The organism is Streptomyces sp. PL-25, from assembly GCF_058344915.1.
The window spans coordinates 7,447,372-7,461,204 of record NZ_CP136997.1 but is presented as its reverse complement, the minus strand read 5'-3'; the positions used below and the strand labels follow the sequence as shown (position 1 = coordinate 7,461,204).

Below are 13,833 nucleotides of genomic sequence, written 5' to 3'. Positions count from 1 at the left end.
CGGATGCCTGGCTGCCGGCTCCGTCGGCGGCGTTGGCCCACCACAGAAGTCGGTAGTCCCGTGGGCCCGTCCGCTCGCGGGACGGTCGTGCGGTCGACACCGGCCGTTCCACTGACCACCTCACCGACGTGGCGAAACCATGGAGAAAGTGTGGAGAGAACGAAGCGAGCGGGAGCCTAATCCGGCCCGGACGAACGCGACAAGGGTGCGGCGGGGCTGGCCGGATCCGTCCGCCGGGGCGGCGTCAGGAGGGGTGCGGGGACCGGTCGTCCGCGCGGCGGAAGAGAAGGCGGGCATTCCGCGGGCGGAGCAGCGGAACGCCGCTTCTCCGGGCGGGGTGGGCGGGGTTCCGCGCACCGGGACGCGGTGGCGCGCGGGGGTCCGCCGGGAGCGGGGCGCCTTCCGCCGGGGCGGAGGGCGCGCGGGGCGTATTCGGCCGAGAACGTTCGCCCGCGCCGGTGCCGTGGAGTGGCCCGGGGGGTGTTTTCGGGCGGGAGCGTGAGTCGTGCGCTCAGGTGCGCGTGCCGTGCGCCGAGGGGTCCGTCCGTACGGTGCGGCCGGGCCCCGGATCCGGGCCGGACCGTGCCGGGGCGGCGTCGGGCCTCATCGGGTCGGCGCCGGTTCTCGGCGGGTCGGCGCCGGACGGTGGCGGGCCGGCGCCGGGCTCCGGCGGGTGCACGCCGGACGGAGGCGAGTCGGCGCCGGGCTCCGGCGGTGCACGCCGGATCGCGCCGGGACCGGTGCAGGGCCCCGGCGGGTTCGCTCCGGACCGCGCGGCAGCGGCGCCGGGCCCCGGCAGGTTCGCTCCGGACCGCCCAGGAGCGGCGCCGTGCCGCCCGGGTGCCGTGATCGCGGCCCGTACGTCCACCACGCTCTCCACCGAGCGGGCCAGGCGCAGCACGAGCGGCAGCGAGGAGGCGTCCGGCGTGTGGCCGGTGAGGAAGACCTCCACGAACACGGTGTCGAGCGGCACGGGGAACCGTCCGGCGACCAGCCGCCGGACCTCCTCCGCGATGTCCTCGTCGCTGCGCAGGAACACCTTGAGCAGGTCGGAGCGGCCGACGATGCCGATGAGCCGGCCCGCGTCGTCGACGACGGGGAGGTGTTCGACGCCGCGGCGTGCCATGAGCCGGGCGGCCCCGGCCACGGTGGCGCCGGCGCGGACGGTGACCGCCGGGGCGGTCGCCCGGCCGGGCGGCTCCGCCGCGCCCCCGGCCAGGGCGACGACGCTGCTGGTCATGACGTCGCTGACGGTGTACTGGACGCCTCGCATGACGTGCTCCTCGCGACCGCCGTGGCCGTCCTGGTCACGGGCACGTACCCGAGCCTGCACGGCGCGCGGGCGTCGGCGCGCGGGCCGGGCGGCCCCGTCCGCACGCCGACCGGCTCGTCCGCGCCCCGGCAGAAGGTCCCCGGGAAATGAGGGCTGTCCGGCCCAAGCGTCACGGCGGCCCGCCTGGCACCTTCGGAAGCGAGAGGCCGGGCAGGGAGGTGGCGCCCGATGAGCGGCATGACACATCCGAGGCACACCCGGCGTGCGAGGCGGCTGCTGTGGCGGTGGCACGGCAACCCGCTGCGGCGCCGCGAGGACGTCGCCGAGGGCTGGATCGCACTGCTGACATGGGTGCTGGTCCTGGTGGGCGGCGCGCTCGTGTGGACGGTCACGGCGCGGGCGGCCGGGCAGGAGTTCGCGGGTCAGCGTGCCGACCGGCAGGCCGCGGCGGCGGTGCTGCTCACCGACGCACCCCGCAGTCTGTCCCCGTCGACCGACGGCTCCGAGACACCGGCCCGGGTCCGCTGGACCGCCCCGGACGGCACGACGCGCACCGCGCGCACCCTGGTGCCGAGCGGGCTGCCCGCCGGGACGGCGATCACCGTCTGGCAGAACGGCCGGGGCGCCCTGACCACCGAGCCGCCCGGACCGGCCGAGGCGCACACCCAGGCCGCCCTGTTCGGCGGGGCGGCGGCCCTCTCCTTCGCCGGTCTCACCTACGGCACGGCCGCCCTCGCGCGCTGGTGCCTGGACCGGCGCCTGTACGAACGGTGGGGAACGGAGTGGGAGGTCGTCGGTCCGAAGTGGGACCAGAAGACGGGCTGACGGGCCGGGGACATGCTGAAGACGTGGTGCGCACACCGGGCCCGGCCCACCGCGGTCGGGTGTCCGCCGGAACGAGCGCCAGGAGGCGGCACATGCGCCACAGCGACCACACGGACACGGGACAGCGCCCCGCCCGGCGACCGGCGAAGGCACCGGTGCCCGGCAACGGGCCGCAACCGGGCAAGGGGCCGCAACCGGGCAGCGGATCGGCGCCGGGCAGGGCTGTGGAGGTGCCCGCGCGGCAGACACGTATGACCGGGTTCCTCGCGCTGCCCCCGCGGGCCCCCGCCGTGGTGGCCCTCGCGCACGCGGGCACCGGCGCGGCGCGCGATCCCCGCTACCGGCAGGTCGCCGCGGCGCTGCGGCGCGCGGGTCTGGGCACCCTGCTGCTCGACCTGCTGACCGAGGACGAGGGGCGCAGTCCGCACTGCGTCTTCGACGTCACGCTGCTGGCCCGGCGGCTGCGCGCCGCGACGGACTGGCTGCGCCGGGAGACCGGCCTGCCCGTGGGCTACTGGGCGACGGACACCGGCGCCGGGGCCGCCCTGGAGGCGGCGGCGGCCGACGACGGCGTCCGCGGTGTGGTCAGTGCCGGCGGCCGCCCCGAGCTGGCCGGCCCTGCGGCCCTGGCCCGCGTGCGCGCCCCCACGCTGTTCGTCGTCGGGGCGCTGGACACCCGGCTGATCGGCCCGACCCGGCTGGCGGCGGACTGGATGGGCTGCGCCCCGCGCGTCGACGTCGTACCGGACGCCGGGCATCGGTTCGCCGAACCGGGCGCGCTGGAACACCTCGCGGAGCGCAGCCGCGCCTGGTTCACCGCCCACCTGGCCGCGCCCGCCGCCCCGGCTGCCGTGCCCGGCGGCGCTCCCCGGCCGGCCGCCGGGCAGGAGGACTGGCAGCGTGGGGACGGGGAGCGCGACGTTCGAGCGGAGGGCGCTCATGGCATCGGCTGAGTCACGTCCCACGGTGGTCGTCGGGGTGGACGGTTCCCCCTCGTCCCGTGCGGCACTGCACTGGGCGGTCCGGTACGCGCGGCTGGTGGACGGTGCCGTGGAGGCGGTCCACGCCTGGAGCACGCCCACGGAGTTCAGCTGGAGCGGACTGGTCATCGACCCCGACTTCGACATGGACCACGCCCGCGAGCGCTTCGCCCGGGAACTGCGCACCGTCTTCGGCGACGAGCGCCCGGAGCGGCTGCGAGAGCGCCTCGTCGAGGGCGACCCCTCGGAGGTACTGATCCGTGCCTCGCAGGGGGCGGACGTCCTCGTCGTCGGCCGGCGCGGACACGGCGGTTTCGGCCGCGCGATGCTGGGCTCGGTCAGCCAGCGCTGCGCCCAGTACGCGGCCTGCCCGGTCGTCGTGGTGCGGGAGGAGCACGACGGGAGCACCTGACCCGCCGGGCGACAGCGGCGTACCGCCGGGAGCGGACCGAAGAGCCCGGAGAGGATCCGAGGAGAGAGAACATGCAGCACCGAACGGTCGAAGACCTCATGACGCAGGACGTCGTCCGGGTACGGCGGGACACCTCGTTCAAGGACGTGGCGCGGACGCTGGCCGAGCACGACGTGAGCGCCGTCCCCGTCGTCGACGACCTCGGCCACCCGCTGGGCGTGGTGTCGGAGGCCGATCTGCTGCACCGGGTGGCCTGCCGCCCCGACCCGGCGGGACTGCTCCCGCAGCGCGCCTCCGACCTCACTGACGAGGCATCGGAGGGGGCCGTCGCGGCGGAGGTGATGACCGCTCCCCCGGTGTGCGCCCGTCCCGGGTGGAGCGTGGTCGAGGCCGCGCGCACGATGGACGCCCACCGGGCCAAACGGCTGCCCGTGGTGGACGAGAGGGGCGTCCTGACCGGGATCGTCAGCCGGGGCGACCTCCTGCGGATCTTCCTGCGCCGCGACGAGGCGATCCGTGAGGAGATCGCCTCGGACGTCCTCGTGCGCACGCTGGGGCTCGCACCGGACGACTTCACGGTCACGGTGGAGGACGGCCGGGCCGCGCTCACGGGGTCCGTGCCGGAGCGAAGCCTCGTACCGGTGATCGAGCGGCTGTGCCGGGGTGTCGACGGGGTCGTCTCCGTCACCGTGGACGCCGGCGCCCCGAGCGGTACGGGTCCGGCCGGTCCGCGCTGAGGACGGCCGACGCGGCGCGGGCGGAAGAGCGGGAGCGGAGAACGGGAGAGCGGGAGAACGGCACGACGGGGCGTACGGCGGCGCGACGGCCCCGGCCTGTGGACAACCCGACCTCCGAACCTCCCGCTGGCAGGATGGCCCGGCCGCTCCGGCCGCTCCTAGGCTGCCCGCATGCCGACCGCCCGCCCCAGAGCCCCCTTCCGTACCTTTCGCCCCAGGGCCGCCTCACGTATCGCGGCCGTCCTCGCTCTGCTGTCCCTCGCCCCGCTGGTGCCGGCACAGGCGGGAGCGGCGGCCGCCGCGCGCACGTCCGTGCTGCAAGAGGACACCGACGCGCTGCGCGCCGATGGTGTCACAGGGGTGTCGGTCCGGCTGGAGACACCGCGAGGGACCACCACCGCACGCAGCGGGGTGGGTGATCTCCGCACGGGGCGGCCCGTGCCTCCGGACGGGTATGTGCGGATCGGCAGCACCACGAAGACGTTCGTGGCGACCGTGCTGCTCCAACTCGTCGGCGAGGGGCGGGTGTCGCTGGACGATCCGGTGGAGCGGTGGCTGCCGGGCGTGGTCCGCGGCCACGGCAACGACGGGCGCCGGATCACCCTGCGCGAGCTGCTCCAGCACACCAGCGGGCTGCCCGACTACGTCGGTGACGTGGTGCCGGAGCTGAGCGCCGCCGGGTACCGCGCGCACCGCTGGACCACGTACACCTCCGCGGAGCGCGTCGCGTTCGCCCTGCGGCACCCGCCGCTCTTCGCGCCCGGCCGGGGCTGGGCGTACTCCAACACGAACTACGTCCTCGCGGGGATGGTGATCGCGGCGGTCACGGGCCGGTCCTGGGAGCAGGAGGTGCGGGCCAGGATCGTGCGTCCGCTGCGGCTCGGGCACACCTTCGCCCCCGGCGACCGGCCGTTCCTGCCCGCTCCGCACGCCCGCGACTACCAGCAGTTCGAGCCGGGCGGGGCGCTGACCGACACCACCGTCGCCTATCTGCCCTTCGACGGGGACGCCGACGGGTCGATGGTGAGCACGGCGGCGGACACCGGCCGGTTCTTCGGGGCGCTGGCGCGCGGCGAGCTGCTGGCGCCCGCGCAACTGGCCGAGATGCGGCGCACGGTCGAGGTGCCGCCCGGTCACGGCTCGCCGCCCGGTACGCGCTACGGTCTCGGTCTGGAACGGATTCCGCTGTCCTGCGGCGGCGGCTCCTGGGGGCACAGCGGCGACGGGTTCGGCTATCTGGTGTGGCCCGCCGCGACCGCCGACGGGCGGGCCTCCGTCACCGTGGCGCTGCACAGCCGGCCCGGTGACGAGGAGAGCGCCGTGCGGCAGATCCAGGACGTCACCCGTCTCGTCGACCACGCGTTGTGCGCCGCGGGCCGCGGCGGGCAGCGGTGACCGCCACCGGGGGCGCACCGGGCCGCACCTCGACGGCCCGCCCGGTGGAGGTCACTCCCGCGTCCTGTGCGCGAACACCCAGCGGTTGCCCTCCAGCGCGTCGTTCGGCTCGGGGAGCGGGCCGCGGCCGTGCCTGCGGGTGAAGTCGAAGGGGGTGTGCGTCGCGGTGGACCAGCCCGTGGCGGCGAGGCGGCCCGCGGAGTCGGGGCGCTGTCCCTTGTCGAAGAGCTGGAGCAGGTCGATGCCGATCTGCTGCCTCGTCGCCGTGTAGATGGCGCTGTCGCGGTAGACCAGCAGGTCCTTCTCCAGCTTGGCCTCGAAGGCCAGTGCGCTGCCCCGGGCGCTCAGCCGGTCCACCGTGTCGACGAGATAGGTCTCGGCGGGGGCCGGCAGGTAGAACAGCAGGCCCTCGGCGAGCCAGGCGGTCGGTGCGGCCGGGTCGAAGCCGGCGCCGGTCAGCGCGGTGACCCAGTCGCCGCGCAGGTCGACCGGCACGGGGACGCGCTTGACCCGCGGGGTGGCCGAGAGTTCCGCCAGCACCCGGTGTTTGAAGGCCAGGACGCCGTCCCGGTCGACCTCGTAGACCGCGCAGTCGGACGGCCAGTCCAGCCGGTAGGCGCGGGTGTCCAGGCCCGCGCCGAGCAGGACCACTTGGCGGACGCCGGTGCGGACCGCGTCGAGGAGGAAGTCGTCGAGGACCCGGGTGCGCAGCCCGAAGTAGCGGGCGAAGCGGCCCCAGAGAGGGTTGCCGTCGCCGTCCGGGACCTGGTGGATGCGTACCGGCCAGTCGGCGCACGCGGGTGCGGCGCGCACGAAGTGCTCCGCGTAGACGTCCTGGGCCAGGCTGTCGTCGCGGTGGGTCTCGATGGCCCGTGCGGCGGCGACCAGGAGGGCGGTCAGACCCACTCCCCCGTCCACGCCCTCGGTCTCCCGGGTGTTCTCCGGTTCGGTGTGCTGCGGCGCCGTGCCGGTCATGTCGCCTCCGTGGGCGGGAGCGGCGCCCGTGAGGCGCCGGCCGGTCGGATACGGGCGCGGACCGGGTGAGTCCGCGGTGCTGCGTGCCTGGCTCATCGGCCTCTTCCCTCGGGGAGCAGGACGGGTTTGACCACCCGGCCCGCCTCGCAGTCGCGTTCGGCGTCGTTGACGGCGGCCAGCGGGTAGGTGCGGATCAGCTGGTCGAAGGGGAACCGCCCGGCCTGCCACAGTGTGGTGAGCCGGGGGATCAGCAGCCCCGGTACGGCGTCCCCCTCGCAGATGTGCCGGACGGAGCGGCCTCGGTCCAGCGTGCCCGTCTCCAGCGGCAGCGCGGTGCGCAGCCGCGCCACCAGGCCGAGGACGCCGGTGGGGCGCAGCGCCCGGAGCGCGTCGTTGATGAGCGGGGGCGAGGCCGTGGTGTCCAGCGCGTACCGCGCGCCGCCGTCGGTGAGCCGCCCGATCCGCTCGGGCAGGCCGGGTGTGTCGGCGTGCAGCGCGAGCGCGCCGAACCGCTCGGCGAGGGCCAGCCGCCCGGGGTGCCGGTCGAGGGCCACGGTCAGCGCGCCGGCGGCGGTGGCCGCCATCACCGCGGCCAGGCCGACCGCTCCGGCGCCGTACACCGCGAGGGTGTCGCCGGGGCCGGCGCGGAAGGTGTTCAGCACGGCTCCGGCGCCGGTGAGGAAGCCGCAGCCGAGCGGGCCGAGCAGTTCGAGGGGGAGCGCGGGGTCGACCCGGACGGCGTTGCGGGCCGACACGAGCGCGTACCGGGCGAACGAGGACTGGCCGAACCAGCGCGGGGCCAGCGCTCCCCCGGCCGCGTCGGTGAGCCGGGGGGTGTCCTCCTTGCGTCCGCCGAAGAGGTTGAGGGCGGCGAAGGAGTCGCAGTAGGCGGGGGCGGCGGCCCGGCAGTTGCGGCAGTGCCCGCAGGAGTCGAAGCTCAGGACGACGTGGTCGCCGACCCCGATCTCGGTGTCCGGACCGCCGCCGGTACGGACCACGACCCCGGCCCCCTCGTGGCCGAGAACCGCGGGCAGCGGGCTGCGCCCGGCCGAGCGGCGGACCGCCAGATCGGTCCGGCACATGCCGCTGCCCGCGATCTCGACCAGGATCTCGCCCGCGCCGGGCTCCTCCCGCAGGTCGACCTCCTCGACGGTGAACGGGCTGTCGCAGGAGCGCAGTACGGCCGCCTGGATCCTCATCGGCCGTCCTCGCGCGGGCGGTGGACGACGAACGGCCGGAGGTTTCCGTACAGCCCCCACGGTCCGCCGGCGACGCCGACGCCGCTGTCCTTGATGCCCGCGAAGGGCTGGGCGAGGGAGAGTTCGGCGTGGTGGTTGATCCAGGCGGTGCCGCATTCGAGGCGGTCGGCCACCGCCTCGGCGCGGTCGAGGTCGGTGCCCCACACCGAGCCGCCCAGTCCGTAGCCGGTGGAGTTGGCCGCCTCGACGGCCTCGTCCAGGTCGCGGTACGGCAGCACCGGCAGGACCGGGCCGAACTGCTCCTCGGTGACGACCGGGCTGCCGGGCGGGACGTCGGTGAGGACGGTGGGGGCGAAGAAGTGCCCCGGGCCCTCCAGCCGGTGGCCGCCCGCCGCGGCTCGGGCGCCGTCCGCCAGGGCCTGCCGGGTGACCTGCTCGACGCGGGCCAGTTGCGGGGCGTTGTTGACCGGGCCCAGCCGGGTGTCCGGGTCGAGGCCGGGGCCGACGGCGACGCTCTTCGCGCGCTCGGCGAGGGCCTCGACCACCCGGGAGTGGATGCGGGCCGGTGCGTAGACGCGCTTGACGGCCATGCAGACCTGCCCGCAGTTGCGGAACGCGGCCCAGAACAGCCGGTCGGCGAGGGCGTCCACGTCGGCGTCGTCGAGCAGGACGGCGGCGTCGTTGCCGCCCAGTTCCAGGGTGACCCGGGCCAGGGAGGCCGCCGCGCCCTGGGCGACGGCCCGTCCGGTGGGCACCGAACCGGTGAAGGTGACGTGGCGGATGCCCGGGTGGGAGACGAGGCGGGCGCCGAGGGGTTCGCGTCCGGTGACGACGGTCAGGACGTCCTCGGGCAGCACACCGGCGAGGACGGAGCCCAGCAGCGAGGTGGCGAGCGGGGTGAACGGGGAGGGCTTGAGGACGACGGTGTTCCCGGCGGCCAGCGCGGGCGCGAACTTCGCCGCCGCGAGCTGGAGCGGGAAGTTCCACGGCACGATCGCGGCGACCGGTCCCAGCGGGCGCCAGCGGAGCTCGCTGTGCACCGGCCGGCCGTCGGTGATCCGCCGGGTCCTGGGGGCCAGGCCGGCGAAGTAGCGCAGGCGGGCCGCGGTGCGGGCGGTCTCCGCGTACGACTCGGCCAGGGGCTTGCCCTGTTCGCGGGTGAGCAGCCGGGCGAGGTCGTCGGCCGCCCCTTCGACGGCGTCGGCCGCCGCGTGCAGCGCGGTGGTGCGGGCCGCGGCGTCGGAGCGCCAGCCGTGCCAGGCCCGGTGGGCGCGGCCGACGACGGCGTCCAGCTCGTCGGGGTGCTGGTCGGGGGCTTCGTCGACCGTCTCGCCGGTGGCGGGGTCGAGGACGGCGAAACGCTCGGCTCGGCGTCCCGGCGCGGTGTCGGCTCGGAGGTCCGGCATACCGGGGTCAGTTCGCGGCGGGGACGGCGGCGGCGTGCTCCCGGGCCTGCTGCTCCATCTCCGCCCGGAAGGCGGCCACCAGATGCGGCTGAATCCTTCCTGCGGTGCGGTCGCCGCCCTCGCAGACCGCGCCGCGCACCCCCACGATGTCCGTGCCGATCCGGGTGAGCGGACCGAGGTCGGCCTGTTTCACGCTGCCCGCGAGGGCGGCGAGCAGACCCATGTCGTGGGCGAGCCGTACGAACTCGGCGCAGACGTCCGGCGGGACGTGGTCGAACAGCCTGCTGCCGTCCTTGATCGCGGTGTCCAGCATGGCCGCGTCGGCGCCGGAGCGGGCGGCGATGTCGGGCAGGGCGAGCGGGTTGACGCAGCCGATGCGGTGGGCGTCCGCGTAGCCCGAGGCGACGACGAGTGCGTCGGGACGGTGGTCCTTCACCGCCCGGACCACGCCGCGCATCACCTCGACGGCCTGCTGGGGCGTGGTGCAGCCGTAGAGCCCGACCTTGATGTACGTGGCTCCGGAGACGACCGCGCCGAGCGCGGCCTGGGCCACCGTGCCGGGCTTGTAGGGGACGTCACCCACCGTGGCGGAGACCGGCTTGTCCGCCGGGACCGCCTCGCGGATCTCTCTGATGACCCAGGGGTAGTTGGCGCCGAGCGAGCCCTCGTCGGGCTTCTTGACGTCGACGATGTCGAGGTGTTCGGCGGCCTTCGCACAGTCGAGGGCCTCCTCGACGCTGTCCGGGGAGATGAGAAGCAACACCTTGGGCTCCTTCCGCCGCAGGTCCGCCTGCCGTGCGGGCAGGGGTGCGGATCGCCTGGTTCGTGCGCGGTGTGCTCATCATTTACTCCGTCCGTGAGCGCCGGTAGAGCGTGCGGAGTCCTCATGGGGCGCCTGTGACCACCCCCAGTGCGCCGTGCGCACCGGCGTGAACCGGGCCCGCCGGCGCGCACCCGGCAGGCCGGAGTGCGGCCGCCGGTCACAGACGGACCGTCAGCGCACACCCCGGTGGTGCAGCGCCAGCCACACCCGGTCGCGGGTCAGCGGGAGTTCGGTGAAGCGGACGCCGGTGGCGTCGCGCAGGGCGTTGGCGAAGGCGGGGGCGACCGGGTTGAACGGGCTCTCGCTCATCGACTTGGCGCCCAGCGGGCCGATGGTGTCGGCGGTCTCCATGAAGTGCACCTCGGTGCGCGGCACATCGGCGTACTGGGGCAGCCGGTAGCGGCGGAAGGCGGCCGTCTCCACCGCGCCGCGTCCGTCGATGCGGACGTTCTCGAAGAGGGTGGCGCCGAGCGCCTGGGCGACGCCGCCCTCGACCTGGCCGCGGCACTGCATCGGGTTCATGACCTGCCCGGCGTCGGCCGCGTGCACGCTGCGCAGGATGCGGATCTCACCGGTGCCGGGATCGACGGCCACCTTGAACCACTGCGCGTTGAAGGCGACCGAGCGCGGGGTGCCGCCGAAGTGGCCGTCGGCGGCGCACTCGACGCCGACCGCGCGGGCGCTCTCGTACAGTTCCTTGAGCGGGAGCCGCCCGCCGGGGTGGACCACGGCCTCCTCGGTGAGCCGGCAGTCGGCCCGCGGCACGCGCAGTTGGGCGGCGGCGAAGTCGAGGAGCACGTCGGCGAGGGCGCGGGCGGCGCGCAGGGTGGCCTTGCCCGCGACCACGGTGCCGGTGGAGGCGAAGGCGCCGGTGTCGTGGCGTACGACGTCCGTGTCGGACTGGCGGACGGTGATGCGCTCGACGGTGGTGCCCAGTTCGCCCGCGGCGATCTGCCGGTGCACGGTCGTGGTGCCGTTGCCGAACTCCGCCGTGCCCACGGCCAGGTCGAAGGTGCCGTCGGGGAGCAGGCGGGCGCGGGCGTCGGCGAGGTGGCCGCCGGGCGGACCGGTGGCGATCATCGCCAGGGCGGTGCCCTCGCCGACGAGCCAGCCGTCGGGGGCGGGCTGTCCCGCCCCGGTCTCCGCCTGGGCCCGCCGGACGACGGCGACGCACTGGTCGAGGCCGTAGCTGGCGATGTGCAGGTCCTCCTCGTGGCCGCCGGGGGTGACCATGGCCTCGCCGGGTCCGATGATGTTGCGGGCCTTGAACTCCAGCGGGTCGATGCCGAGCAGCCGGGCGAGTTCGTCCAGGGCCGACTCGACGGCGAACATCACCTGGCCGAGTCCGTAGCCGCGGAAGGCGCCCGCCGGGACGGTGTGCGTGTACACCGAATAGGCGTCGACCTTCTTGTGCGGGGCGCGGTAGACCGCCAGGGACTCGCCGACGCTGTGGAACATCACGGCCGGGCCGTGGTTGCCGTACGCGCCGGTGTCGGCCACGACGCGCAGCCGCAGCGCGGTGAGGGTGCCGTCGCGCCGGGCGCCCGCCTTGACGTGGACGGTGAACGGGTGCCGGGTGGTGGCGCCGTGGAACTGCTCGGCGCGGGTGTACTCCAGTTTCACCGGGCGGCGCAGCCGGAGCACGGCCAGGGCGACGATGTCCTCGACGAGCATCTCCTGCTTGCCGCCGAAGCCGCCGCCGACCCGGCCCGCGACGACCCGCACCTGTTCGGGCGGCAGGTCGTACAGGGCGCACAGGGCGCGGCGGGTGAGGAAGGGGGTCTGGGAGCTGGTGCGGACGGTGAGCCGGCCGTCCTCGTCGATCCAGGCGACGGCGCCGTGGGTCTCCAGGCTGGCGTGCTGGGCGCGCTGGGTGCGGTAGGTGGCCTCGTGGACGGCGTCGGCCGCGGCGAAGCCCGCCTCGACGTCGCCGATCTCGCCGTGCGCCTCGCCGACCACGTTGTCGCGGGGGCGGGCGATGCGTGCCGTCGCGGCGTCCTTGTCGTGCACGACGGGTGCGCCCGGCCGCATGGCCTCCTCCGGGTCGAGGACGGCCGGGAGGACCTCGTAGGTCACCTCCACCCGGCGGCAGCCCTCCTCGGCGGCGGCCTCGCTGTCGGCGACGACGGCGGCGACCCGCTGGCCGATGTACCGGACGGTGTCGTCCAGGACGCGGGTGTCGTCCGGGTCCTCCTCGGGGTGTTCGTGGCGGGCGGTGGAGAAGTGCCGTCCGGGGGCGTCGTGGTGGGTGAGCACGGCGTGGACGCCGGGCACGCGCAGCGCGGCGGAGGTGTCGATCGCGGTGATGCGGGCGTGGGCGTGCGGGGAGCGCAGCAGCTTCATGTGCAGCATTCCGGGCACCGTGATGTCGAAGGTGTAGCGGGCGGTGCCCGTCACGACCTGCGGTCCGGCGGGGGCGGGCAGGTTGCGCCCGACGGCCTCGCCGGGCGCCGGGGCCTCCACGTTCCGTACGCCGCGTACGGCGTCCTCGATGGCGCGGTAGCCGGTGCAGCGGCACAGGTTGCCCTTGAAGGCGCGGGGCAGGTCGGCGAGCTTGTCCTCGTCCAGGGCGGCCGTGGTCATCAGGAATCCGGCGGTGCAGAAGCCGCACTGGAAGCCCTGGGCGTCCAGGAACCGCTGCTGCACGGGATGGAGGTCGCCCTCGGGCGAGGCGAGGCCCTCGACGGTGGTGACGGCGGCGCCGTCGGCGCGGAAGGCCGGGTACAGACAGCTGTGGACCGGCCTGCCGTCGACGTGGACGGTGCAGGCGCCGCAGTCCCCGGCGTCGCAGCCCTTCTTGACACCGAACCAGCCCCGCTCGCGCAGATAGGTGCGCAGGCACTGGCCGGGCCGGGGTTCCTCCTCGTGGTGCCGTCCGTTGACGTCGATCCTCATCGTGCCGCCTCTCCCAGTTCCCGGCGGATCTCCTCCGCGTACCGGAACGTCATGTGGCGCCGCCACGCGGGCAGCCCGTGGATGTCGTCGAACCACTGGTCGTCGGCGACGGCCGAGCCGATCGCCTCGCGCAGGGCCGCCGCGGTCGGCGGCAGCGGGAACCACAGCCGCACCGGGCGGACGGTGGACGCGGTGACGGTGACGGCGAGGGAGCCGTCCAGCGGGTCCAGGGCGCCGATGACCAGGACGCCGGAGCGGCCGAGGCCGTACAGGGACGCCTGCCGGAAGGCCGTGCGGCAGGCCAGGGCGCGGGCGGGCAGGGTGACCGAGCGCAGCAGTTCGCCCTCGGCGAGGTCCTTGCGTCCCGCGCCGGTCACGAAGCCGGTGACGCGGCGCCTGCGCCGGGTGCCGTCCTGGGCGAGCAGCAGGCACTCGCCGTCGAGCGCGGCGGTGAGGGAGGTCATCGGGCCGGCCGGCAGGGCGTTGCACAGGTTGCCGCCGACGGTGGCCATGTTCCAGATCTTGAAGGAGGCGAGGAACGCCCGGCAGCACTGCTCGAACAGGGGCGCCGCCGGGTCCGTGAGCGTCTTCGCGTACTGCGAGAGCGTGGCGATGGTGCAGGTGGCGGCGATCTCCAGGGCGCCGTCCGGGTGCCGGTGGACTGGGGTCCAGCCGGTGCGGCCGAGGTCGACCAGGCGGCGCAGGTGCGGCTGCGGTTCGGAGAACAGGTAGGTGCCGCCGCCCAGCCAGGCGTCGCCCGGCCGCCAGGGCGCCGGGTGCCGGGCGTCGCGTATCTCCGTCACCGTGTTGAGGTCCATGGCGGCAGTGAAGCAAGCCACAGGGGCCTGGGACGACTGGTCCGGAGCACGGAAAACACCGCGGTGCCGCCGTGTTGTCTAGGTGATCCTCCAAG

Annotated in this window: 12 protein-coding genes; 5 read left to right on the top strand and 7 right to left on the bottom strand. The window is 75.3% G+C overall.

Annotation, left to right across the window (positions count from 1 at the left end):
* Positions 1–511 precede the first annotated feature (511 nt).
* Positions 512–1,273 carry a CBS domain-containing protein gene (locus R4Z62_RS32900; RefSeq protein ID WP_491521717.1) on the bottom strand — a complete coding sequence of 254 codons (762 nt, stop codon included), beginning with the start codon at positions 1,271–1,273 and terminating at the stop codon, positions 512–514.
* A gap of 228 nt (positions 1,274–1,501) precedes the next feature.
* Between R4Z62_RS32900 and R4Z62_RS32895 the strand changes: the two genes are divergently transcribed.
* From R4Z62_RS32895 to R4Z62_RS32875, 5 genes are all read left to right on the top strand, one after another.
* Positions 1,502–2,098: an Rv1733c family protein gene (locus R4Z62_RS32895; protein WP_491521716.1), complete on the top strand. Its 597-nt coding sequence runs from the start codon at positions 1,502–1,504 to the stop codon at positions 2,096–2,098.
* Positions 2,099–2,190: 92 nt separating this feature from the next.
* Positions 2,191–3,051, top strand: a complete 861-nt coding sequence (locus tag R4Z62_RS32890) for a dienelactone hydrolase family protein (RefSeq protein ID WP_385502350.1) — start codon at positions 2,191–2,193, stop codon at positions 3,049–3,051.
* On the top strand, positions 3,038–3,490 hold the full coding sequence (locus R4Z62_RS32885; RefSeq protein ID WP_064537014.1) for a universal stress protein: 453 nt from the start codon (positions 3,038–3,040) through the stop codon (positions 3,488–3,490). Before R4Z62_RS32890 ends, R4Z62_RS32885 begins: the two co-directional genes overlap by 14 nt.
* Before the next feature lie 71 nt (positions 3,491–3,561).
* Complete coding sequence (locus R4Z62_RS32880; RefSeq protein WP_385502347.1) at positions 3,562–4,227, top strand: CBS domain-containing protein; 666 nt, start codon at positions 3,562–3,564, stop codon at positions 4,225–4,227.
* A gap of 171 nt (positions 4,228–4,398) precedes the next feature.
* Positions 4,399–5,622, top strand: coding sequence for a serine hydrolase domain-containing protein (locus tag R4Z62_RS32875; protein WP_491521715.1), 1,224 nt, complete (start codon positions 4,399–4,401; stop codon positions 5,620–5,622).
* Between the two features lie 51 nt (positions 5,623–5,673).
* On the opposite strand, the gene R4Z62_RS32870 is transcribed toward R4Z62_RS32875, so the two are convergent.
* From R4Z62_RS32870 to R4Z62_RS32845, 6 genes are all read right to left on the bottom strand, one after another.
* Positions 5,674–6,597 (bottom strand): class I SAM-dependent methyltransferase, encoded by a 924-nt coding sequence (locus tag R4Z62_RS32870; RefSeq protein ID WP_491521714.1) that lies wholly within the window; start codon positions 6,595–6,597, stop codon positions 5,674–5,676.
* Positions 6,598–6,689: 92 nt separating this feature from the next.
* Positions 6,690–7,796, bottom strand: coding sequence for an NAD(P)-dependent alcohol dehydrogenase (locus R4Z62_RS32865; RefSeq protein ID WP_491521713.1), 1,107 nt, complete (start codon positions 7,794–7,796; stop codon positions 6,690–6,692).
* Positions 7,793–9,202, bottom strand: coding sequence for an aldehyde dehydrogenase family protein (locus tag R4Z62_RS32860; RefSeq protein WP_491521712.1), 1,410 nt, complete (start codon positions 9,200–9,202; stop codon positions 7,793–7,795). Before R4Z62_RS32860 ends, R4Z62_RS32865 begins: the two co-directional genes overlap by 4 nt.
* A 7-nt stretch (positions 9,203–9,209) precedes the next feature.
* Positions 9,210–9,965, bottom strand: coding sequence for a (5-formylfuran-3-yl)methyl phosphate synthase (locus R4Z62_RS32855; RefSeq protein WP_385502340.1), 756 nt, complete (start codon positions 9,963–9,965; stop codon positions 9,210–9,212).
* 231 nt (positions 9,966–10,196) lie between these two features.
* Complete coding sequence (locus R4Z62_RS32850) at positions 10,197–12,920, bottom strand: molybdopterin-dependent oxidoreductase (protein ID WP_064537009.1); 2,724 nt, start codon at positions 12,918–12,920, stop codon at positions 10,197–10,199.
* Positions 12,917–13,738, bottom strand: a complete 822-nt coding sequence (locus R4Z62_RS32845; RefSeq protein ID WP_382850356.1) for an FAD binding domain-containing protein — start codon at positions 13,736–13,738, stop codon at positions 12,917–12,919. Before R4Z62_RS32845 ends, R4Z62_RS32850 begins: the two co-directional genes overlap by 4 nt.
* Positions 13,739–13,833 lie beyond the last annotated feature (95 nt).

Bases quoted from the DNA above. Each gene is read 5' to 3' on its own strand.
- R4Z62_RS32895 (WP_491521716.1), top strand. From the start codon at position 1,502: ATGAGCGGCATGACACATCCGAGGCACACCCGGCGTGCGAGGCGGCTG.
- R4Z62_RS32865 (WP_491521713.1), bottom strand. From the start codon at position 7,796: ATGAGGATCCAGGCGGCCGTACTGCGCTCCTGCGACAGCCCGTTCACC.
- R4Z62_RS32900 (WP_491521717.1), bottom strand. From the start codon at position 1,273: ATGCGAGGCGTCCAGTACACCGTCAGCGACGTCATGACCAGCAGCGTC.
- R4Z62_RS32850 (WP_064537009.1), bottom strand. From the start codon at position 12,920: ATGAGGATCGACGTCAACGGACGGCACCACGAGGAGGAACCCCGGCCC.
- R4Z62_RS32845 (WP_382850356.1), bottom strand. From the start codon at position 13,738: ATGGACCTCAACACGGTGACGGAGATACGCGACGCCCGGCACCCGGCG.
- R4Z62_RS32875 (WP_491521715.1), top strand. From the start codon at position 4,399: ATGCCGACCGCCCGCCCCAGAGCCCCCTTCCGTACCTTTCGCCCCAGG.
- R4Z62_RS32885 (WP_064537014.1), top strand. From the start codon at position 3,038: ATGGCATCGGCTGAGTCACGTCCCACGGTGGTCGTCGGGGTGGACGGT.
- R4Z62_RS32880 (WP_385502347.1), top strand. From the start codon at position 3,562: ATGCAGCACCGAACGGTCGAAGACCTCATGACGCAGGACGTCGTCCGG.
- R4Z62_RS32870 (WP_491521714.1), bottom strand. From the start codon at position 6,597: ATGACCGGCACGGCGCCGCAGCACACCGAACCGGAGAACACCCGGGAG.
- R4Z62_RS32860 (WP_491521712.1), bottom strand. From the start codon at position 9,202: ATGCCGGACCTCCGAGCCGACACCGCGCCGGGACGCCGAGCCGAGCGT.
- R4Z62_RS32890 (WP_385502350.1), top strand. From the start codon at position 2,191: ATGCGCCACAGCGACCACACGGACACGGGACAGCGCCCCGCCCGGCGA.